Raw genomic sequence first — 20,335 nt, 5'->3', positions numbered from 1 at the left:
GACCGGATAACAGGGACGGAATGACGGGAACGGAATGACGGGGAGCGATCTTCTGACACGGCGGCTGGAGCTGGTGCGGCCGCTCCTGGGCCCGGGCGTGGCACTGGCGGGCGCCGATCCGCTGGCCGATCCGCCGCCCCCCTTTGCCGAGGAGGCCGCCGGCCTCTCTCCCCGGGCGGTGGAGAAACGGCGGAACGAGTTTGCCGCCGGCCGCGCGGCCGCGCATCGGGCGATGCGCGCGCTTGGCCGTTCCCCTGCGCCGGTGCTGGTGGGCGAAGACCGCGCGCCGGTCTGGCCCAAGGGGCTCGCCGGGTCGATCAGCCACACCCGCAGCTGCGCGATGGCGGTGCTGGCGGAGGCGGGCACGGTGCAGGGCCTTGGCCTTGATGTGGAAGAAGATCTGCCCCTGAAGAACGATCTTCTGCCCGCGATCTGCTCGGCCCGCGAACAAGCCTGGCTGCGGCGGCAGGCAGAGCCGGGGCGCATGGCCAAGCTGATCTTCTCGGCGAAGGAGGCGGCCTACAAATGCCAGTACGCGTTGAGCTGCGCCTATTACGGGTTTGACGGCATGGAGCTGGAAATCGACCCCGCTGCAAGCGCCTACCGGGCGATTTTCACCGCACCCCGTCCGCCGTTCGCACAGGGCGAGGCGATCGACGGGCGCTTTGTCATCGGAGAGGGGCTGATCGTCGCTACCGCGGACCTCAGGGGGCGGCGATGATGGGACGGCGGGGTTTTCTGGCGCTGGCCGCGATGCTGCCCCTTGCAAGCGCCGTGGGGGCGGCGGATGTGCCGGTGCCCCCGCTTGCACCGCCGGAGGGGCCGCTCAAGGTCTTTCACCTCGGCCACTCGCTGGTGGGGCCGGACATGCCGCACATGCTGGCGCAGCTCGCCCCCGAAGGCCACAGCTACAACAGCCAGCTCGGCTCGGGCACGCCGCTCCGGGCGCATTGGGAGCCGGAGGAGGAGATCCTGCATTTCGAAAGCGCCAACCGTCCCCCCGCCTACCGCGACGCGCGCGAAGCGGTTGGCTCGGGCGGCTATGATGCGGTGGTGCTGACGGAAATGGTCGAGCTGCGGGATGCCCTCCGCTATTTCAGCGGCGCAAAGTACTTCCGCAAATGGGCCGGACTGGCGCGGCAGGCGTCTCCGGATACCCGAATCTACCTCTACGAAACCTGGCATAGGCTGGATGACCCGGCGGGCTGGGAGGCGCGCATTGCGGACGATCTGGAGCCCCTGTGGCTGGGCCGCCTCGCAGGCTCGGACAGCCGCCGCAACCCGCGCCGCCCGGCCTATCTGATCCCCGGCGGGCAGGTGCTGGCTGCGGTGGCCCGCGCCGCGGAGGCGGGCCGGATCGGCGGGCTGGACAGCCGGGAAGACTTGTTTGCCCGCACGCCAGAAGGCGCGCCGGACACGATCCATATCAATGATCTTGGCGCCTATGTGGTGGCGCTGACGCATTACGCGGTGTTGTATCAGCGGTCTCCGGTTGGGTTGCCGCACAGGCTTACCCGCGCCGACGGCAGCCCGGCCGAGGCCTTCTCTGCCGCCGCGGCGGCCGCGGTGCAGCGCATCGTCTGGGACACGGTCCGGGCCCTGCCCCGCACCGGCATCGCCCGACCGGAGGCTGCGGGATGAGCCTGGGCGCGCTGCTCACGTCGGTGGTGATGGTTGGCCATTCGCTGATCGGGCCGGATAACCCGCAGATGCTGGAGCAGTTCCTGGACAGCCGCGGCGAAGCCACTGTGGAGGCGCAGATCATCAATGGCGCGCCGCTCAGCTACAACTGGGAGCACTCTGCCAGTGCCGAGGGGGTCGATGCCCGCGAACGGCTGACGCGCCCCGCCGACGTGGTGATTCTGACCGAGGCGGTGCCGCTCGCCAACCATCTCCGTTGGAGCGATACCGAAGGCGCGCTGACCCGCTTCTACGAGCGCGCCCGCAGCGCCAACCCCGAGGTTCGGGTCTACTTCCAGGAGACCTGGCACAGCCTCGACAGCGGCACCGGGGCGGAGGTGCCCTACGATGATGGCGCAGGCACCCCCTGGCGGCAGCGGCTGGCCGAAGACCACGCACGCTGGAAAGGCGTGGTGGACAGCGTCAACGCCACGACCGGCGGCAATATCCGCCTTCTGCCCGCAGGCCAGGCCATGGCGCGGCTGGCGGATGCAATCGGGGACGGCACGGTGCCGGAGCTGGACAGTATCCGCGATGTCTTCGCCGATGACATCCATCCCAATGCACTTGGCTTCTATTTCCTGTCTCTGGTTCAATATGCGGTGCTGACAGGCGAGAACCCGGCGGGGCTGCCGCATCAGCTCAGCAACCGCTGGGGCAAACGCTATCCCGCGCCCTCCCCGGCGCTCGCAGCACGTCTTCAGGAGATCGCCGGAGCCTCGGCCAAAGCAGAACCCCGCCCGGTTCATGCCGAAACCCCGGCCGCCCGCACAGCGCAGGCGGGCGCTCTGCCGCCCGACCCGCCGTCCCTGCCGCGGGAGCCGGGACTTGCCCCGCTCGACGCCGACCTCCTGCCCGAGGCCCCCCCGGCTCCGGAGGCACCGCCGCGCCAGCCGGTGGCGATCAACCTCGCGGCCATTGCCGACTGGAGCACCCAGGCCCCTTTCCTCAACCATTTCAAGACCGCCCGCCCCTGGATCGGCCACCTTCCCCGCCGCTGGGGCGGCACCGGCCACGCGGAACTCGCCGAGGCCGGCTATCTCGACGCGGACGGCTGGCCCACCGCGATCCCGCCCGAGCTGGGCTCGATCGGCACGGTAATCCTGACCGACCTGCCGGAGGCGGCGGTCACGCTGGCGGGGCGTTACGTGCTGCGGTTTGAGGGCGGCGGCATCGTCGAGGTCTCCGGCCGCGCGCAGAACATCCGCTATGGCGAAAACGAGGTCCGGTTCGACTTCACCCCCGGCCCGGGCCCGGTCGAAATCCGCATTCAGCGCACCGGGGGCACGGGCGGCGGGGGCACGGGCGGCGGGGGGTATGTCCGCAACATCACCGTGGTGAAAGAGGAGCACCTCGCGGCATTTGAGCGGGGCGCACTGTTCAACCCGCTGTGGCTGGAGCGGCTGGAGGGCTTCGCAGCGCTGCGTTTCATGGACTGGATGGCAACCAACAACTCGGACCAGACCGGATGGGAAGACCGGCCGCGGGTCTCTGACTACACCTGGGCGCGGAAGGGCGTGCCGGCCGAGGTTATGGTGGCGCTGGCGAATGAGCTGCAGGCGGATGCCTGGTTCAATATGCCCCACATGGCCGACGACACCTATGTGCGCAGGTTCGCGGAGCTGGCAGCGGAAGGGCTCGAAGCCGGGCGGCGGTCTTACGTGGAATATTCCAACGAAGTCTGGAACTGGCAGTTCCAGCAGGCCGCCTGGGCCGATGCGCAGGCCCGCGCCCGCTGGGGCGGCGGTGACGGGCTGTGGATGCAGTTCTACGGCGGCCGCGCCGCCGAGGTGGCGCAGATCTGGGCCAGCGTGTTTGAGGCGGGCAGCGGGCGGCTGGTGCGGGTGATCTCCTCTCAGACCGGCTGGCCCGGCCTGGAGGAACAGGTGCTGGAGGCGCCGCTCTGGGTCGCTGAAGAGGCCGGGCGCAAGCCGCCTGCGGAGTTCTTCGACGCTTATGCGGTGACCGGCTACTTCGGCGGCATCCTCGGCACAGAGGAAAACGCCCCCCTGACCCGCGCCTGGATTGCGGAAAGCCGCGCGCAGGCGGAAGCGGTCGCCGCCGGTCAGGGCCTGCGCGGCACGGCGCTGGAGCAGTTCGTCAATGCGCATCAATATGATGCCGCCGTGGCGATGGCCGCCAGCGAGCTGCGCGACGGACTGGCGACGGGCGCGGAAGGCGGCACTTTGCAGGATTTGCTCCGCCGGTTGCTTCCCTACCACGCTGAGGTGGCAAAACAGCATGGCCTCGACCTCATCATGTATGAGGGCGGCAGCCATATCGTGGGCATCGGGCCCATGGTGGAGGATGAGGTGCTCACCGGGTTCTTCACCCACCTCAACTACACTCAGGAGATGGGGGCGCTCTACCGCGCGCTGCTGGCGGGCTGGGCGGAGCTGGGCGGGCAGCTGTTCACTGCCTATGCCGATGTGGGCGCGCCGGGCAAATGGGGCAGCTGGGGCGGCCTGCGGACGCTTTCCGACCAGAACCCGCGCTGGGACGCGCTGGAGGCGGTAAAATGAGCCCGGACGCTACAGCGGCGGAGGCCCCTCCCGCGGTCTCGGTGCTGATCCCGGCCTGCAACGAGGAAGCCTGCATCAATGGCTGCCTTGATGCGCTGTTTGCTTCCGATCCGCTTCCCGGCGGCGCCACGGGCGAGGTGCTGGTGCTGGCAAATGGCTGCACGGACGCGACCGCCGACGTCTCCCGCGCCGTGAAGCCGCCCGCGGGCTGGCGGCTGCGGGTGCTGGAGCAGGCAGACAGCGGCAAGCCCAATGCGCTGAATGCCGGCGACCAGGCGGCGCGCGGCAGGGTGCTTGTCTACCTGGACGCGGATGTGCGGGTGGAACCGGCGCTAATCCCTCTGATTGCCGCGGCGCTGGCCGGGACAGCTCCGCGCTATGCCAGCGGCAGGCCCGTGGTGGCGCCTGCACAAAGCGCGCTGACCCGGGCCTACGCGCGGGCCTGGCGCCGTCTGCCCTTCTTCGCCCAGCCGGCGCCGGGATTCGGCCTCTTCGCTATGAACCGCAGCGGCCGCGCCCGCTGGGGGGAATGGCCGGACATCATCTCGGACGACACGTTCGCGCGGCTGCAATTCCGCGCAGACGAGCGCCTGGAGGTGCCCGCCCGCTATGCCTGGCCGATGGTAGAGGGCTTCCGCAACCAGGTACGGGTGCGGCGGCGGCAGGACAAAGGTGTGGCGGAGATTGCGGCACTGTATCCGGAACTTCTTGCCAACGACAGCAAGGCACGCGCCAGTCCTGCGGAACTGTTCAGGCGACTGGCGGCGGACCCGGCCGCCAGCCTGGTCTACCTGCTGGTTGCGCTGGCGGTGAAATCGCCGCTCTTTGCGTCACGTGACATCTGGACCCGCGGCCGCTGACGCACACACGGCAAAAGCGCCGCCCCTTGCCGCACGCAAAGGGAGCGCTCCCGCGCCCGCAGGCCGCGCCGGCTGAGCCGGCCCATCCTTGGCAGGCTTGGGCGTGGCCCGGCGCAAGGCGCCGGGCCACGCCCCACGGGAGCGGTGCATCCCGGGGGGATGCGCCAGCGACGGGCGGGAGGGCATGGTATCCGGTCGGCGCATCCGCCTGCGCCAGAGCGCCGGCCCCTTCAGCCGGCAGCGGCGCGGAAAAGGGCGGCGAGCTTGGCGGCTTCGATGCTGATGTTGTGGCGCTCGAGCACGCGGGCGCGGCCAGCGCGGGCCATAGCTTCCAGCGTCTCTGCAGGCGTCTGGGACAGGTCCCGCATTGCCTCCGCCAGCGCCTCCGCGTCGCCTGCCGGGACCAGCCAGCCGGTCCTGCCGGGCTGCACCAGCTCGGGCGCGCCGGCGATATAGGTTGCAATCACCGGGCGCGCGGCAGCCATGGCCTCCATCACCGCAACCGGCAGGCCTTCGGCGAATGAGGGCATCACCAGCGCATGGGCCCGGGCGAGTTCCGCCCGCACCTCCGCCTCCGGCAGCCAGCCGGTGAGGGTGACATGGGCCTGCAGCCCTTCTTCGGCAATCGCTGCCTCCAGCTCGCCGCGCATCGGCCCGTCACCGATCAGCGCAAGATGCGCCTGAGGCACGCCACGCACAAGCTCTGCCATTGCGCGGATCAGCACCATCTGGCCCTTCTGCTCCACGAAACGCCCGACCGAGGCCAGCCGCAGCGGTCCCTCCGGCAGCGGCGCAGGCGCGGCAAAACGCGCCGGTTCGATGCCGCAGTGCACGACCTTCAGACGCTCCCAATCGGCAAAAGCCGCCCAGCGGCAAAGCTGGCTGCGGCCGAAGCTGCTCACGGCCACGGTGAAGGCGGCGCGGCGGACTTTCCCGCTGAGCGAGAGCGCCCGGGGGGCGTCGAATTCCTCCGGCCCGTGCACGGTAAAACTGTAGGAAGGCCCGCCCAGTGCCGCAGCCAGCATCGCCACCGCGGCGGCGTTGGTGCCGAAATGGGCGTGCATGTGCTGCACGCTTTCGCGGGTGCAGCGCTTCTGGACATGGGCGGCCTCCGCGAGGTAGACGAGATGGCGCAGGACCCCGCGTTCCGACGCGCGTGCAAGCCGCAGAGCCAGCTGCAAAGCGCCCGCAAAGCGGCGCGGCGCGGCTAGTGCGGAACAGGCAAGCGCAGCGAGCAGGCGCATGGGCCCGACTTCCAGCACGTATTCGGTGCGCGCGGCCTCCTCCCGGTCGCCGGGATCGCTGAGCGCCCCCCCGGCAGGGCGCATCGCAAGGCGCAGAATGTCGCATCCGTCCGCCTCCAGCGCCCGAATCTCGCGGCGGATGAAGCTGTGCGAGGGCTGAGGGTAGGTATTGAGGACATAGGCTATTTTCAAGACACGGGAATCCATCGGGAAAAGCGCAATGGCGGCAGGTTAGCGGGCGCCGGGCCGCTTGCCCAGACAGCCCAAGCCAACGCCCTGAATGCGTGGACAATATTGGCCAAAGAGCCGCATTGTGGCCCCCGAGTGCCTCTCGGGGCGCAGCGCCGGTGTGGCAATTGACGCCCCTGTCCCGCCGCCCTAGCCTCGCCCGGGTAGTTGGGCAGAGGCAGGGCCATGCAGCGGGCAGCGCGGGTTTTTGGCGGCGAGGGGCTGATGGCGCGGGTGCTGCGCTCCGCCTCCTGGCTGATGATCGGATATGGCGGCAGCCAAGCGCTGCGGCTGGCCTCCAACCTGATCCTCACCCGCATCCTGTTCCCCGAGGCCTTTGGCCTGATGGCACTGGTCACGGTGGTGACGGTGGGGCTGTCGCTGTTCTCGGACGTGGGGATCGGGCCGTCGATTGCCCAGAACCGGCGCGGGGACGATCCGGATTTCCTGAACACCGCCTGGACCCTGCAGGTGATCCGGGGTTTCTGCCTCTGGGCGCTGACGGGGCTGCTGGCCTGGCCTGCCGCACAGTTCTACGGCGCGCCGGAGCTGATGGTCTACCTGCCCATCGCAGGCGCAGGGCTGGCGATCGCGGGCTTCAACCCGACGCGGATCGAAACCGCGCACCGGCATCTGCTGGCCGGGCGGGTCACGGTGCTGGAGCTTGCGGCGCAGGCGATCGGGCTGGCGGCGATGGTAGCGCTGGCGCTGGCCACGCGCTCGGTCATGGCGCTGGTGCTGGGCGGAGTGATCCAGGCGGCGGTGAAGCTCGCGCTCTGCCACTACGGGCTGCCAGGGGTGCGCAACCGCCTGCGCTGGGAGAAGGCGGCGGCCCGGGAGCTGGTGCAGTTCGGCAAGTGGATCTTCCTGTCGACCGCCTTCTGGTTCCTGACATCGCAAGGCGACCGGGCGATCCTGGGGAAGTTCGTCGCGCTGGAGGTGCTGGGGATCTACAACATCGGTTATTTCCTCGCCAGCTTTCCGATGCTGCTGGGCCATGCGGTGAACCAGCGGCTGATGATCCCGGTCTACCGGGACCGGCCCGCGGCCGAGGCACCCGGGAACCTGCGGCGGCAGCGGCAGCTCAGGGCGGGGCTCACCGGCGGCATCCTGGCGCTCTTGCTGGCGATGGCCTGGGGCGGGCCGTGGCTGGTGGAGCTGCTATATGACGACCGCTACCGCGAGGCCGGGCCGATGATCGTGCTGATCGCACTGGCGCTGTCTCCGGCCGTGATCACCATGACCTATGACCAGGCGGCGCTGGCGGCGGGAGACAGCCGTGGCTTCTTTGTCTTCTCCGCCGCGCGTGCGGTGCTGCAGACGGGGATGTTTCTCGCAGGGGTGGCTTGGTTCGGGCTGGCGGGCGGCATCGTGGCGCTGGGGCTTGCGATGCTTGCCGCCTATCCGGTGCTGGTGCGGCTGGCGCGGCGGCATCAGGTGTGGGACGGGGTGCATGATGCAGGCTACACGCTGCTGTCCATCGCAGCTGGCGGCGCGGCCTTGAGCTGGCACTGGGCCGAAGTTGCCGCAATGGCCACGGCGCTGGGGGCGCCCTGACCGCCAGTAAAAGCAGGAAGGCTTTGATCTAGGAAGGGCAGTGACGGTCCGCGGGGTGGCGCAATCGCGCCGCCTAATGGGGCGGGCCGGCGCGGCCCGGCGGTGCCTCCGGGCGGAAGCACCCTGGCCTGGGCCGGGTGCCGCCGTACGAGCGCTAGCCCCTGCGCCCGAAAATCCCCCGCCGCGGCGGGCGGGTATCCATCACCGGGATCGAAACCACCGGCGCGAGGCCCGTTTCGCGCTCCATCTGCGCCGCGGTGCGCAGAACCGGGCGCCGGAGATCCAGCAGGAACGCCACAAGCAGCGCCAGCATCAGGCTCGCCGCTGCCCCCAGCAGCGCCTTTTTCTTGCGTGCAGTGGTCACCGGGTAATCCGGCAGCGGCGCCGGCTCGATCACGGTGAGACGCTCGGACTGGCGCGCGGTTTCCAGCCGGAAGCCGACCTCGGCCTCATTGCGCCGCGCGGTCATCTCGGCCAGTTCGTCCTGCAGCTGCGCCAGCCGCCGGTCGTAGGCGCCAAGCTGGCGCTCCACCTCGGGCGTGGTTTCCAGCGAGGCTTCGAGCCCGGCTTTGCGCTGCATCAGGAGTGCTTCCTGGGCCGCAAGGGTCTCCAGCTGCTGGCCGTATTCTGCCTGCATCCGCCGTGCGGTAGCCGGGCGTTCCTTCGCCTGCGCCTGCTCGGCCGCACGCTGGATCTCGATGCGCTCGCGGGCAATCTCAAGGAGGCTTTCGTTCATGGAGGCGATCTCCGCGCGGCGGAATTCGATGGTGCCCGGCAAAGCCACGTCGTTCTGGTTGCGATAGGCGGCGATCTCGTCCTCAAGCGCGGCGAGCTCCTGGGCGAGCGCAGCTTCCTTCTCGGCAAAAAAACTGAGGGTTTCCCGCGCCTGGCTGATCCGCGACTGCACGCTGAGCTCGATCGTGCGGCGGCCGAATTCGCTGGCAACCTGCTGCGCGGCCTTTGCCGAAGGCAGGCGGGCGGTGATGGTCAGCACCGAGATGGTGCCATCGTCGGCAAAACCCTCGCGCGCGGCCGCGACGCCGGTGATGGTGACGGATTCGCGCAGGCGGGCCACTTTCTGCGAGGGCGTCAGGGCTTCCTGATCGGCGAAGAGGTTAAATTTTTCGATGATTTCCAGAACCGTGCCGCGCGCCATCAGGCGCTGCTCGATCAGTTGCATGCGGCGGGCGGAGGAGCCTTCGACGGTGGATTTCGCCAGCCCGTCGGCGATCTGCGGCTGGGTGATCTGCAAGACCTCGGAGGTCTCGTAATAATGCGGCTGGATGGCCGCCAGCCAAAGCGAGATCAGGCAGCCGGCAAAAAACACCGCAAAGACGGTGAAGGCGCGGCGGCGCAGCATGTCGAGAAAATCGCCCAGTGAGTAAATCGGCCCCATTGTCTTGGTCTCTGTTCCGCTATGCTGCCGCCCCTGCCCCGGGGCGCTGTGACTGGTTCCTGCCCGTATCCCCGGCGCCGGCCGGGTTGTCCGGTTCAGCCCTTCCATATCATGCGGGCAAAACTATGACAGCCGTACGGCTGGGGATGTCAGCCCATCGGCCCCGCGGCCCGGCGGGCCCGGTTCAGCGCGACCCCCAGAAGCTGGGTGTGGCCTGCCAGCATCTTCTCGCAGGCCGCAAGCTCGGCCGCGGTGGTGCCGGTGCCGTCGGAGATCAAGAGCACCGCGTCCACCTGCGGCAGGAAGGCTGCAACGTCGTCGTGTTCCAGCACCGGGGGCAAGTCGAACAAAGCAACATCGGCGCGGCTGCGCTCGATCAGCCGGTCAAGCGTGGCAGCACACGCGCTGTCGTGCAGAATCTCAGCCGCGTCGAGCCCGGGGTGGCTGTTGAGCCCTACGGCCAGTCCAGGCAGCGGGCGGCGCAGGTGGGCCTCGGCGGCGGTGCGGCCGGCCAGGAAGGCGGCCTGGTTCCAGCCCTGCGCCACCGTTCCCTCTGGCGCGATACCCAGCGCAGCGGCGAGGCCCGGACGGCGGAAGTTCATGTCCATCAGCAGCGTGCGGCTGCCCGGCACCCGTGCGAGGCTGAGCGCGAGGTTCACCGCCGAGAAGGTGGTGCCGCAGCTTGAGGCGGGAGCCGTCACGGCCACCCGCTTCCAGCCGCGCGCCTTCAGCGTGTGCAGCAGACGGGTGCGCAGCAGGTCGAAGGCCTTAACGGCTGGGTCCTGGCGGAACCGGCTGACCAATGGCAGGCGCACCGCGTTCTGCGCTCCGCTCGCAGACGTCACGGCCGAAGCGGCAAGGGGAATGCGTTCCCAGAGTTCCGGCAGGTGTGCGGGCAGCTGCGGTTCCGCCGCAAACGCGGCGGCAGGAGCAACCTCCGAAGGCTCCGGGCATGACTGGCCGGCCGGGAGCTCGGCGCCATCGCGTTCGTTGCCGGGCCTCGCATCCGGCGCGGGCCGGCCGCGGCGGTGGAAGGCTTTGAAGCCATGGTCTTTCATGCGCCCTCCTCCTGCGGTTTGCGCGGTGCGGCCCTGCGCGCGGCGCGGCGCTGGCGCGGTACATGCCGGCTGCGGCATCATGGACAGTCTCCTTCTGCTATCACAACCGGCTGCCGCGCTCCAGCGGGGACAGCCACGCTCGTCTGTCCCGGTTAATACCCCGTGCCCTTCAGCACCACGCCGAAGGTGCGCCAGATCAGCGCCAGATCGCTTCCAAGCGACAGGCGGCGGCGGTATTCCGCATCGGCCCAGGCGCGGCTGGCAAAGCTGCTTTCGTTGCGGGCGGAAACCTGCCACAGACCGGTGATCCCCGGCTGCAGCGCGAGATAGGCGCGCGCGTCGCCGTAGAGCGGCAACTGGCAAGGCATCATCGGGCGCGGGCCAACCAGACTCATCTCGCCAATGAAGACGTTCCACAGCTGCGGCAGCTCGTCGAGCGAAGTTACCCGCAGCATGCGGCCGACCGGGGTGATGCGCGGATCGTTCTTCAGCTTCTGGGTGGTTTCCCATTCCGCCCGCAGCGCCGGGTCGCGGTCAAGCCATGCCTGCAGCTGCGCATCGGCGTCGCGCACCATCGTGCGCAGCTTCAGGATACGGAAGACGCGGCCGCCGCGGCCCAAGCGCTTCTGGGTGTAAAAGGGCCGCCCGCCCTCCAGCCAGAGCGCCGCGGCACAGGCCACGATCAGCGGCAGGGTCAGCGGCAGGGTCAGCAGCACCAGAAGAAGGTCGAGCATCCGCTTGCCGCCTGCTCCGTAACCGCCTGCGGCAGGCAAAGGGCGCTCCCCGGCCCCGGACGGCAGCGCCACTGGCGCCCGGCCGTCCGACGCTGAAGCCGAAACCGCCACCGGCCGCATCACTGCATTCCTGCGCGGCTGTGCCGCTCTGCCGGACAACTCCAGCCGCGCCGCCGCGCGCGCCATCGCCAGCCCCGGCTCTCCGGGAACCATCTGTTTCATTACACTACCCCCGCTCCCGGCCCCCACGGCCAGGTTTCCGCCTCCCGGGGCGGATGCCTCAATCTCACGTCACTGGTCCCGGTCCAGCAGCGGCCGGGTCCACCCGAACAGGTTGTCAGGTTCAAGACAGGCCGCACCCCCATGCGGCCCGCCTGCGTCTTCACCATGCCGCGGCGCAAACCCGCGACGGCACCTTATGGCGCTTCTCTCAATTTAGGATAAATTTAAGGAAAATGGAGCTAAAACCTGAAGAACAGGCCGAAAAAACGCCCAAATCAGATGTCTCGCGCCGATTCCCGGAAACACTGCTGCGTCTGGTCAGCATATTGTTTCCGGCTGGCCTCCGGCAAGGCAAAAGAATCAGCCCGGCGCGGCGGTCTACGCTGCCCGGCCGCTTCCGGTGCCGCCCCCGGAAGCGGTCCCCGGACCGCCCCCCGAGCCGCCGCCGCCCGCTCCTGTCCCCGGCTTCAGCGCCGCACGGTACTGGCCCGGGCTGCGGCCGGTCCAGCGCTTAAAGGCATCGTTGAAGCTGCTGAGTCCGGCATAGCCGAGCAAGAAGGCAATTTCTGCCAGCCCGAGACTGCTATCCTTCAGATAGCGGACGGCCAGCGCCTTGCGCAGGTCCTCGGCGATGCTGAAATAGCTTGTGCCCAGGAGGGCCAGCTTGCGCGAGAGGCTGCGCGGGCTCATTCCCAGGTCGGCGGCCACTCCAGCCAGCGTGACCGGCCCGGCCGGGAGCCGCGCCGCGACGACGCGCTCCACCTGGCTGCGCAAACCCGGAGCTGACGGAAAGCGGCTGCTCAGGGCCTGGTCGCCATATGTGCGCAGCAGCTGCTCGAGCATCGTGTCCGCAGTCGCCAGCGGCCGGGCCAAATCGTCAGGGTCAAAAACCATTCGGCTCGAGCCTGCGCCAAAGCGGACAGGGGCCCCGAACCAGGCCGAGATCTCACTGGCGCCGCGCACCCGATGATGGCTGAAGTGGACCGCGCGCGGGGCGATCTCCACCTGCGCCGCGCCGCGCAGCCCGGCGAGCAAGGCTGCGGCCAGGCACTCGGCATACTGCCGCCCGCCCCGCCCGGAGGCAGCGTTGCAGCGCCAGGCAAAGACGCCGTCCTGCCACAGCTGGGCGGTCCCGGGTTCCAGCGCGTCGCTCAGCACCCCTGCGTAGCGGCCGATGGACTCCAGGAAAGCGCCGGCCGTCGGGGCGCTGCGTGCGATATAACCCAGAAGCCCTGTGCGGCGAAGGTCGATCCCGCAGCCCAGGTGGAAGCCGAACAAACGGTCGCCGCTGAGCTCGGCCGCGTGCTCGAAGAAAGCGGCAATGGTGGCAAAACCAGCGGCGGGCGCCTCCTGCGCGGCCAGCGCGGGGCCAAAGCCGGTGCCCTCGAAGACCGCGGCGGGCGCATAGCCTTCCGACAGCAGCTTGCGGGCCGCCTGCTGAGCAAAAATCGCGTTGCTGGGAGCTGGAATGCCGGGCATGTCTTCGGGTCCTTCTGCCGCCGCTTTGGGGCGGGCCTCACCGGGGCGCGGCTGCGGGCGCTGGCGCGCGCAGGGCGCGGGAGCCTGCCGCCGCGCGGACGGACCGGCGGCACTGCCTCGCCATGCTATTCCCTTGGCGCGGAGGGCCGCCCCGGGGAGAGGCGCGCTGTCCATCACGCGCGCTCCATCATACTGCGGAATGCGCCGGAAAGCAGGCGGCGGGTTTTCAATTCCGGACATATTTACGGCATAGCCAGGCCCCAGGCGCCCGGATTCAGCAAAACAGCTGTTCTTTTTTTCACCCTTGGGCATGACTCGCCGGGCCTCAAGGGCGCTCCGCTTGCCGGCGGCGGCATTCAGCGCCATAACGGCGCAGCCGGCCAAGAAAGCGCCCGCCGCGCCATCACTGGAGGAGACATGCAAGCAGACCGCCCCCGTCCCGACTGGATCGCCGCAAGCGTCGACGGCGAGGCCCTCACCCTCTGGCCAATGCAAGGCGGCCGCGCGGGCGTACCTCTGCGACGCGGGCTGGCCGGAACCGGCCCCTCGGCACTGGCAGCAGGATTGCAGGCGGCCCTGGCGGATCTTCCGGGCGCCGCGGCGGTGCCGCTTCTCCTCAGCGGCGGCGGTCTGGCGTCCCCTCGCAGCGTGCCCGCTGCCCCCGGCACGCTGGTGCCCGAGGCCTGCGAACTGGAGGGTCTGCACCTGCTTGCGCTCCCCGGTCTCAGCCAGAGCGCACCAGGCGGTCTGATGCAGGGTGCGGAAACCTGCCTGGCCGGCTTCTTTGCCCTGAACCCGGACTGGGACGGCGCAGTCTGCCTGCCCGGGATGGTGAGCCACTGGGTCCAGGCCAGCGCGCGCGAGGCAGTGAGTTTCCAGAGCGCCCTGACGCCGGTGCTGGCGCGGGCAGCGCTGGTACAGGCCGGGCTGGCGGAGGATACCGCCTGGGACAGCGCGGCGCTGAAGGACGCGGCGGCCGATGGCATCGCGAAGCCCGAGATGCTGGCCGCACGGCTGGCAGCGGCGCAGGCGGATCTGGCGCTTGGGCGGCTGCCAGGAGCAGAGGCGGCGGGGCGGATGTGGGGCCTGCTGCTGGGCGCTGAGCTGGCGGCGGCAAAGCCCTATTGGCTGGGCCAGAACGCGGCGCTGATCGCGGCGGGGCGGCTGCAGCCGCTCTACGCCGCGGCGCTGGAGGCGCAGGGCCTGCCCTTCACCGTGGCGGAACCCGAACGCCTGGCGCTCGCGGGGCTGACCCAAGCTTGGGCACGGCTTCAGGACAAGAGCGGTGAGGAAGCGCCTGCCGCGGGCAGGCTGCACTGAGCGCTGCCGCGCCGAATTTCTGGTTCAGGAGCGCCCGAGCCATCGGCGCCCCAGCGCCGTACTCCTGCCGCCCGCTGCTGCGGCATCCGGCACGAAAGCCGAAGCCCGGCGGGAGCCCTCTGCCCTAATGCTTGCACCCGCCGGAGGAGAGAGCGCCTTCCGCAGGCAGCCGCCACACCTGCCACTGTGACCCGGGCTCAGCTGCGGCGTACCCTGTGCCGTTGACCCTGTGCGGGCGGGGTTTCGGGCGGGCCCGCAAAACACTGGGCGATTTGCATCCAGGCCTCCGCAGTGGCGCCACGCACCTCCAGCCCGGTATCTGCAAAGCTGCGCACCTGCGTCACAACCTGGGCGAACTCAACCGCCTGGCCGCGCACGCAGTTACCGGGCTGCTCGCCATTCCACCGCCAGACCTCGCCTTCCGGGCCGGTGAGCTCCACGAACGGCGCAGGCTCCGGCGCGGCGAGGCCGCGGTTCCGGAAGCTCCAGCCGTAGGTCGAGACACCCAGATGCGCAATGTTGCGGATGCGCGGGTGCACAGCGCGCTCCAGCCCGAGCAGGTCGAAGACCTCCTGCCCATGCGCCCAGGTCTCCATCTGGCGCGCGGTGATCGAACTCAGCGCGCTCATCTCCGGGCCGACCCATTTCACCCGCGTCTTGGGATCGGCAGCGGCATAGGCGTCGGCGCAACGTTCGGCGCCCTCCCTCCAGGCGTCATAGAGGGCCCGCCCGCTCAACCCACCGAGCCAGGGGAACTGGCATTCGAGGAGGGATTTGCCCGCCTGCATGTCCCGCAGCACCGGCGCGATGAAGGCATCAAAGGTTTCGGGTCCTGCCAGCGCCGCCTCAGCAGCGGCGTTGAACAGGTGCAGATGGCCCAGCACATGGTCAATGGTCCAGCCCTTGAACTGGGTCTCGCGGTGAAACTCAGCCTCCGGCAGGTCCGCCAGCACGGCGGCCAGATCGCGGCTCTCGGCCCGGAAGTCCTCGGCTTGCAACATGGCGCTCTCCTCTTCCCCGCGTGCCTGCCCGCACGATAGGCCGTGCCAATAGGCGGCAAAAGGCGGACGGGGCGTCACGGCGCGAGCTCCGGGCTATCAGCACTCAGCTACGGCTTGGAAAGCCCGGCCCGCGGCCTCGGAATTGCGGGGCGGGCGGCGCTGGGTCAGAGGGGGGCAGGGAGACGCCTGCGAGCCGACCCGACGCGGGGCCGGTTTAACAGGCAAGGCATGCGGCGTCTCCGGCCTCCCCTGCCGGTGCACGCCGATCAGTAAGAGCATGTTCCGGCGGCAAAGAACAGCCGCGCGCCGGCGGCATGCGCGGGCTCAACCCTCGATATAGATTACCACGGTTTCAGGGCGGACGCCGTCGTACTTCATCGCCTCGGCACCGGCGTCGCTTTGCAGCACCTTTTCGAATGCGGCCATGTCATCAACCTGCATCGACAGCGCGACGCGGTGCGGGTCGTCCGGGTGCACGAAGGTCCTGATGTCGCGGGCGATGCCGGCAAAGACCTCGGCGCGTTTGGGGGAGGCGAGCCAGTGGGACTGATCCTCGACCTCGTGGGTGGCGATTATTCTGGGCATGGGGTGTCCTCCTCTGGCAGGGCAGACAGAGGGAGAGGTAGCGCCGCCGCAGGCCTCAGCAATGGCGGCAGCGCCGGATCAAGGCTCAGGGCAGCGGATCGGTCTTGAACAGGCGGATCTTCAGACCGCCATGCGCCACCGGCGCACCCAGCGCCAGGAACGGCAGGCCGGTGGCCCGCGCAAGGCCCGTGTCGGAGGTGACGATGCCGACGCGCCAGCCGGAAAACCGCTCCTTCAGCACCGCGCCGAGGCTGCCGTAGAGAGCAAACAGCAATTTCTTGTTGCCGATCCGCGCGCCATAGGGCGGATTCACGATGACCAGGCCGGGCGGGCCGTCGGGCGGGGTCAGGTCGCTGACCGCGCGCTGCAGGAAACGGGTCTCGCCTGCGACGCCCGCGCGCTCGGCATTGGCCGCGGCCATCTCCACCGCGCCGGCGTTGCGGTCGGAGCCGTGGAACAGCAGGTCCGTCGCCCGCGCAGCACTTTCGCTGCGCATCTGCTGCCAAGCCTCCGCGTCGAAGGCTGCAAGCTGCTCGAAGGCGAAGGCGCGGCTGCGGCCGGGGCACAGGCCCCGGGCGATCTCCGCTGCCTCGATCACGAAGGTGCCGGAGCCGCACATCGGGTCCACCACCGGCTCCGTGCCATCGAAACCGCATTCGCGCAGGAACAGCGCCGCCAGAGTCTCCCGCATCGGCGCCTTGCCGACTGCGGACTTGTGGCCGCGCTTGTGCAGCCCCTCGCCCGAGCTGTCGACACTGAACACGCACAGGTTGTCCTCGATGCGCAGCTTCACGGTGAGCTCCGCGTCCTTGGAGACGGGCGCGCCGAGGGTTTCGGCGATCGCTTTCTCCACCCGCTGCTGGGCGGCGCCGGCGTGGTAGATCTTGGACTTCTTGTTGGTCGTGACCTCGACCTTCACCGGCACGTCCGGGCGCAGCACGTCACCCCATGGGAACTTGCGCGCGCGCTTGTCGAGCTGGGCGAGGTGGAAGGCGCGGAATTCGCCGATCCGCGCCAGCACCCGCGCCGCACCGCGCAAGCAGAGGTTCGCGCGCCAGACCTCGGGCCAGCCGCCCTGCACCGCCACGCCGCCGGGCACCGCGCGTGCGCCGGAAAACCCCTGCTCCTGTGCTTCCGCCAAGAGGGCCTGCTCCAGCCCCAGCGCCACGGTCAGGAAAATCTCGAAATCATTCTGGTCATTCATGCCGCTTCCCATAGCGGCAAAGCCCGCCCCCGGCGACCGTTTTCTGCGGCAGCACACCGCAGGCAACCGGCGGAAAGCTGCCGCAGGGTTACCCGGAAATGCTGCGCCGCGGCGTCAAACCGCGCCTTCCCCTGACGTCTCGGCACGAAAATTTAGCTATTAGAAACAGCGCATTACAAGATACTAAAAAATTAGTTTGACAACATAAACGGCAATATGGAACCTCTATAACGGTCAGATGTGCCAACGCGCATTTGGCCTTACAGACTTTTAGGGAGGAAAAGATGCGTAAGTATCTTTTGTCCGCAGCCGCCGTTAGCGCCGTGGTTGCGGGTTCTATGGCTTTTGCCGATGAAGAGGCAGCCAAGAAGTGGATTGATAACGAATTTCAGCCGTCCGCGCTGAGCAAGGATGAACAGCTGTCGGAGATGCAGTGGTTCATCAAGGCGGCGGAACCTTACAGCGGCATGGAGATCAACGTGCTGTCCGAGGGGATCCCCACGCACAGCTATGAATCCGAAGTGCTGACCAAGGCATTTGAGGAAATCACCGGCATCAAGGTGAACCACCAGATCCTGGGCGAAGGCGAGGTCGTTCAGGCCGTGCAGACCCAGATGCAGACCAAGCGGAACCTGTATGACGCCTACGTCAACGACTCCGACCTGATCGGCACCCACTCGCGCCTGCAGCTCGCCTACAACCTGAGCGACATGATGGAAGGCGACTTCAAGGACGTGACCAACCCCGGTCTCGACCTCGACGACTTCATGGGCACCCAGTTCACCACCGGCCCGGATGGCGACCTGTACCAGCTGCCCGACCAGCAGTTCGCGAACCTCTACTGGTTCCGCAAGGACTGGTTCGACCGCGAAGACCTGCAGGCGGCCTTCAAGGAGAAGTACGGCTACGACCTGGGCGTTCCGGTCAACTGGTCCGCTTATGAGGACATCGCCGAGTTCTTCTCCGAAGACGTGAAGGAAATCGATGGCACCGCGATCTATGGCCACATGGATTACGGCAAGCGCGCGCCGGACCTCGGCTGGCGCATGACCGATGCCTGGCTGTCGATGGCCGGCGCCGGCTCCAAGGGTGAGCCGAACGGTGTGCCGATCGACGAATGGGGCATCCGGATGGAGGAAGGCTCCTGCAACCCGGCAGGCGCCAGCGTCACCCGCGGCGGTGCCGCCAACGGCCCGGCTGCGGTCTACGCGATCCGCAAGTGGGACGAATGGCTGCGCAAGTATGCCCCTCCGGGCGCGGCGTCCTATGACTTCTACCAGTCGCTGCCGGCACTGGCACAGGGCAACGTGGCACAGCAGATCTTCTGGTACACCGCCTTCACCGCCGACATGGTGAAGCCGCAGTCCGAAGGCAACAACACCGTCGACGCCGAGGGCAACCCGCTGTGGCGGATGGCGCCCAGCCCGCACGGCCCCTACTGGGAAGAAGGCCAGAAGGTTGGCTACCAGGACGTGGGTTCCTGGACCTTCCTCAAGTCCACCCCGCTGGACCGTGCCCAGGCAGCCTGGCTCTACGCCCAGTTCGTGGTCTCCAAGACCGTGGACGTGAAGAAGTCCCACGTGGGCCTGACCTTCATCCGCGACTCGTCGGTCAACCACGAGAGCTTCACCGAGCGCGCACCCAAGCTGGGCGGCCTGGTCGAGTTCTACCGCTCGCCCGACCGCGTCGCATGGTCGCCGACCGGCATCAACGTGCCTGACTATCCGAAGCTGGCCCAGATCTGGTGGCAGCAGATCGGTGACGTGAACTCCGGCGCCTTCACGCCGCAGGAAGCGATGGACCGTCTGGCCGAGGAAATGGACATCACCATGGCCCGTATGCAGCGTGCAGACGAGCAGGCGAATGTCTACGGCGGCTGCGGCCCGCGCCTGAACGAAGAGAAGGATGCGGAGTGGTGGTTCGCCAATGGCGGCGCCAAGCCGAAGCTGGAGAACGAGAAGCCGGCCGGCCAGACCGTCAACTACGACGAACTGGTTGCCCGCTGGGCCACCAACTAAGCCCCTCCTCCCGGTCCGGCCGCCCAGGCTGACTGCGCGGCCCGGCCTCTTTCAGGCCCCGGAGACCCACCATGATCTCCGGGGCCTTTTTCCACCCAAGCCAGCGCGCCCGCCGCTCCGGGCGCAAAACAGGCCTCCTGCCAGAAAGTCAAAGCAAGATGGCACTCGAACTCAAGGGTGTGACCAAGCGCGTCGGCGCCATTCAGCACATCAAGGAAACCTCCCTGGTGCTGGAGCCCGGTCACTTCAACGTCCTTCTCGGCGCTACCGGCTCCGGAAAGACCTCTCTCATCAAGCTGATGGCAGGGCTCGACCCGATGGCCAGCGGCCAGGTGATCCTGGATGGCCAGGACGTCAGCCGCCTCAGCACCCAGAAGCGCAAGATCAGCCTGGTGCATCAGTTCTTCATCAACTACCCGCACATGACGGTCTACGACAACATCGCCTCGCCTCTGAAGGTGGCGGGCATGGCGAAGTCCGAGATCGAGGGCCGGGTCGAGGAAGCCGCCGCGATCCTGCAGCTCAAGCCGATGCTGCACCGCCGCCCGCACGAGCTGTCCGGCGGCCAGCAGCAGCGCTGCGCGCTGGCCCGCGCGATTGCCAAGGAAAGCCGCGCGGTGTTCCTGGACGAGCCGCTCGCCAACCTCGACTACAAGCTGCGCGAGGAGCTGCGCGACCAGCTGCCCGAGCTGTTTGCGGGCCGCGGCGCGGTGGTGGTCTATGCCACCTCGGAACCGGAAGAGGCGCTGCTGCTGGGCGGCAGGACCGCGCTGATGCGCGACGGCCGGGTCACCCAGTTCGGCCCCACCGCCGAGATCTACCGCAACCCCGGCAATGTCGACGCGGCGCGGGTGTTCTCCGATCCGCCGATCAATACCGCCGAGATCACCAAGCAGGGCAGCACCGCCCGCATGGGCGCAGGCGTCACCTTCGAGCTGCCCGCCGCGGCCGCCGGGCTTTCCGATGGCACCTACACCATCGCGATCCGCCCGCACCATGTGCTGCCGATGCAGCACAACGGCGCGCAAGTGCAGCTTTCGGGCCAGGTCCAGGTGACCGAGCTCTCCGGCTCGGAAAGCTCGGCGCATTTCGACATCGGCACCGGCAGCTGGGTCTCGCTCGCCCCTGGCGTGCACCCCTACCGCGTCGGCGAGCTGCACGACTTCTACATGGACCCCGCGCAGGCCTACTTCTTCGCCCCTGACGGCAGCCGCGCGGCGTGAGGCA

At 68.7% G+C, this 20,335-nt stretch carries 16 protein-coding genes; 8 read left to right on the top strand and 8 right to left on the bottom strand.

Going from position 1 to position 20,335, the window contains the following annotated elements:
• Positions 1–34: 34 nt before the first annotated feature.
• From ACOHWE_RS14235 to ACOHWE_RS14220, 4 genes are read left to right on the top strand one after another with little or no spacing between them, the layout of a single operon-like run.
• Positions 35–721, top strand: coding sequence for a 4'-phosphopantetheinyl transferase family protein (locus ACOHWE_RS14235; RefSeq protein ID WP_420667308.1), 687 nt, complete (start codon positions 35–37; stop codon positions 719–721).
• Positions 718–1,641 carry a hypothetical protein gene (locus ACOHWE_RS14230; protein ID WP_420667306.1) on the top strand — a complete coding sequence of 308 codons (924 nt, stop codon included), beginning with the start codon at positions 718–720 and terminating at the stop codon, positions 1,639–1,641. The genes ACOHWE_RS14235 and ACOHWE_RS14230 overlap by 4 nt, the downstream gene beginning before the upstream one ends.
• The gene (locus tag ACOHWE_RS14225) at positions 1,638–4,202 is read left to right on the top strand and encodes a hypothetical protein (RefSeq protein ID WP_420667305.1); all 2,565 of its coding nucleotides are present in this window, start codon (positions 1,638–1,640) and stop codon (positions 4,200–4,202) included. Before ACOHWE_RS14230 ends, ACOHWE_RS14225 begins: the two co-directional genes overlap by 4 nt.
• Entirely contained in the window at positions 4,199–5,062 is an 864-nt protein-coding gene (locus tag ACOHWE_RS14220) for a glycosyltransferase family 2 protein (protein ID WP_420667303.1), read from the top strand. Before ACOHWE_RS14225 ends, ACOHWE_RS14220 begins: the two co-directional genes overlap by 4 nt.
• A 230-nt stretch (positions 5,063–5,292) precedes the next feature.
• Here ACOHWE_RS14220 and ACOHWE_RS14215 read toward each other — a convergent pair whose 3' ends face one another.
• Complete coding sequence (locus ACOHWE_RS14215; RefSeq protein WP_420667379.1) at positions 5,293–6,498, bottom strand: glycosyltransferase; 1,206 nt, start codon at positions 6,496–6,498, stop codon at positions 5,293–5,295.
• 222 nt (positions 6,499–6,720) lie between these two features.
• On the opposite strand from ACOHWE_RS14215, the gene ACOHWE_RS14210 reads away from it, so the two are divergent.
• Positions 6,721–8,091 (top strand): oligosaccharide flippase family protein, encoded by a 1,371-nt coding sequence (locus tag ACOHWE_RS14210; protein WP_420667302.1) that lies wholly within the window; start codon positions 6,721–6,723, stop codon positions 8,089–8,091.
• A gap of 154 nt (positions 8,092–8,245) precedes the next feature.
• Here ACOHWE_RS14210 and ACOHWE_RS14205 read toward each other — a convergent pair whose 3' ends face one another.
• The 4 genes from ACOHWE_RS14205 to ACOHWE_RS14190 all read right to left on the bottom strand — a co-directional run bounded on the left by ACOHWE_RS14205 (position 8,246) and on the right by ACOHWE_RS14190 (position 12,980).
• A complete protein-coding gene (locus ACOHWE_RS14205; RefSeq protein WP_420667300.1) occupies positions 8,246–9,487 on the bottom strand; it encodes a GumC domain-containing protein in 1,242 nt (413 codons plus the stop codon).
• 149 nt (positions 9,488–9,636) lie between these two features.
• Positions 9,637–10,545 (bottom strand): P-loop NTPase family protein, encoded by a 909-nt coding sequence (locus ACOHWE_RS14200; RefSeq protein WP_420667298.1) that lies wholly within the window; start codon positions 10,543–10,545, stop codon positions 9,637–9,639.
• A 152-nt stretch (positions 10,546–10,697) separates the two neighbouring features.
• On the bottom strand, positions 10,698–11,501 hold the full coding sequence (locus ACOHWE_RS14195) for a sugar transferase (protein WP_420667296.1): 804 nt from the start codon (positions 11,499–11,501) through the stop codon (positions 10,698–10,700).
• A gap of 378 nt (positions 11,502–11,879) precedes the next feature.
• Positions 11,880–12,980, bottom strand: a complete 1,101-nt coding sequence (locus tag ACOHWE_RS14190) for an AraC family transcriptional regulator (protein WP_420667294.1) — start codon at positions 12,978–12,980, stop codon at positions 11,880–11,882.
• Positions 12,981–13,397: 417 nt separating this feature from the next.
• Between ACOHWE_RS14190 and ACOHWE_RS14185 the strand changes: the two genes are divergently transcribed.
• Positions 13,398–14,300, top strand: coding sequence for a 2-dehydro-3-deoxygalactonokinase (locus ACOHWE_RS14185; protein ID WP_420667292.1), 903 nt, complete (start codon positions 13,398–13,400; stop codon positions 14,298–14,300).
• 197 nt (positions 14,301–14,497) lie between these two features.
• Here the strand turns inward: ACOHWE_RS14185 and ACOHWE_RS14180 are convergent, their stop codons facing one another.
• The 3 genes from ACOHWE_RS14180 to ACOHWE_RS14170 all read right to left on the bottom strand — a co-directional run bounded on the left by ACOHWE_RS14180 (position 14,498) and on the right by ACOHWE_RS14170 (position 17,090).
• Positions 14,498–15,301, bottom strand: a complete 804-nt coding sequence (locus tag ACOHWE_RS14180; RefSeq protein WP_420667290.1) for a TIGR03084 family metal-binding protein — start codon at positions 15,299–15,301, stop codon at positions 14,498–14,500.
• Positions 15,302–15,625: 324 nt separating this feature from the next.
• Positions 15,626–15,886, bottom strand: a complete 261-nt coding sequence (locus ACOHWE_RS14175) for a hypothetical protein (RefSeq protein ID WP_420667288.1) — start codon at positions 15,884–15,886, stop codon at positions 15,626–15,628.
• Between the two features lie 85 nt (positions 15,887–15,971).
• Positions 15,972–17,090, bottom strand: coding sequence for a THUMP domain-containing class I SAM-dependent RNA methyltransferase (locus ACOHWE_RS14170; protein WP_420667286.1), 1,119 nt, complete (start codon positions 17,088–17,090; stop codon positions 15,972–15,974).
• A 284-nt stretch (positions 17,091–17,374) separates the two neighbouring features.
• Between ACOHWE_RS14170 and ACOHWE_RS14165 the strand changes: the two genes are divergently transcribed.
• Positions 17,375–19,108 carry an ABC transporter substrate-binding protein gene (locus ACOHWE_RS14165; RefSeq protein WP_420667284.1) on the top strand — a complete coding sequence of 578 codons (1,734 nt, stop codon included), beginning with the start codon at positions 17,375–17,377 and terminating at the stop codon, positions 19,106–19,108.
• 158 nt (positions 19,109–19,266) lie between these two features.
• Positions 19,267–20,331 carry an ABC transporter ATP-binding protein gene (locus ACOHWE_RS14160; protein ID WP_420667282.1) on the top strand — a complete coding sequence of 355 codons (1,065 nt, stop codon included), beginning with the start codon at positions 19,267–19,269 and terminating at the stop codon, positions 20,329–20,331.
• The last annotated feature ends 4 nt before the right edge of the window (positions 20,332–20,335 follow it).

Source organism: Cribrihabitans neustonicus (assembly GCF_048820895.1).
Lineage (GTDB): Bacteria > Pseudomonadota > Alphaproteobacteria > Rhodobacterales > Rhodobacteraceae > Cribrihabitans_A > Cribrihabitans_A neustonicus.
The sequence above is the reverse complement of the archived record's forward strand: the minus strand, read 5'-3'. Positions and strand labels throughout refer to the sequence as shown.

Bases quoted from the DNA above. Each gene is read 5' to 3' on its own strand.
- ACOHWE_RS14165 (WP_420667284.1), top strand. From the start codon at position 17,375: ATGCGTAAGTATCTTTTGTCCGCAGCCGCCGTTAGCGCCGTGGTTGCG.
- ACOHWE_RS14175 (WP_420667288.1), bottom strand. From the start codon at position 15,886: ATGCCCAGAATAATCGCCACCCACGAGGTCGAGGATCAGTCCCACTGG.
- ACOHWE_RS14170 (WP_420667286.1), bottom strand. From the start codon at position 17,090: ATGAATGACCAGAATGATTTCGAGATTTTCCTGACCGTGGCGCTGGGG.
- ACOHWE_RS14225 (WP_420667305.1), top strand. From the start codon at position 1,638: ATGAGCCTGGGCGCGCTGCTCACGTCGGTGGTGATGGTTGGCCATTCG.
- ACOHWE_RS14195 (WP_420667296.1), bottom strand. From the start codon at position 11,501: ATGAAACAGATGGTTCCCGGAGAGCCGGGGCTGGCGATGGCGCGCGCG.
- ACOHWE_RS14180 (WP_420667290.1), bottom strand. From the start codon at position 15,301: ATGTTGCAAGCCGAGGACTTCCGGGCCGAGAGCCGCGATCTGGCCGCC.
- ACOHWE_RS14160 (WP_420667282.1), top strand. From the start codon at position 19,267: ATGGCACTCGAACTCAAGGGTGTGACCAAGCGCGTCGGCGCCATTCAG.
- ACOHWE_RS14210 (WP_420667302.1), top strand. From the start codon at position 6,721: ATGCAGCGGGCAGCGCGGGTTTTTGGCGGCGAGGGGCTGATGGCGCGG.
- ACOHWE_RS14230 (WP_420667306.1), top strand. From the start codon at position 718: ATGATGGGACGGCGGGGTTTTCTGGCGCTGGCCGCGATGCTGCCCCTT.
- ACOHWE_RS14235 (WP_420667308.1), top strand. From the start codon at position 35: ATGACGGGGAGCGATCTTCTGACACGGCGGCTGGAGCTGGTGCGGCCG.
- ACOHWE_RS14185 (WP_420667292.1), top strand. From the start codon at position 13,398: ATGCAAGCAGACCGCCCCCGTCCCGACTGGATCGCCGCAAGCGTCGAC.
- ACOHWE_RS14190 (WP_420667294.1), bottom strand. From the start codon at position 12,980: ATGCCCGGCATTCCAGCTCCCAGCAACGCGATTTTTGCTCAGCAGGCG.
- ACOHWE_RS14205 (WP_420667300.1), bottom strand. From the start codon at position 9,487: ATGGGGCCGATTTACTCACTGGGCGATTTTCTCGACATGCTGCGCCGC.
- ACOHWE_RS14220 (WP_420667303.1), top strand. From the start codon at position 4,199: ATGAGCCCGGACGCTACAGCGGCGGAGGCCCCTCCCGCGGTCTCGGTG.
- ACOHWE_RS14200 (WP_420667298.1), bottom strand. From the start codon at position 10,545: ATGAAAGACCATGGCTTCAAAGCCTTCCACCGCCGCGGCCGGCCCGCG.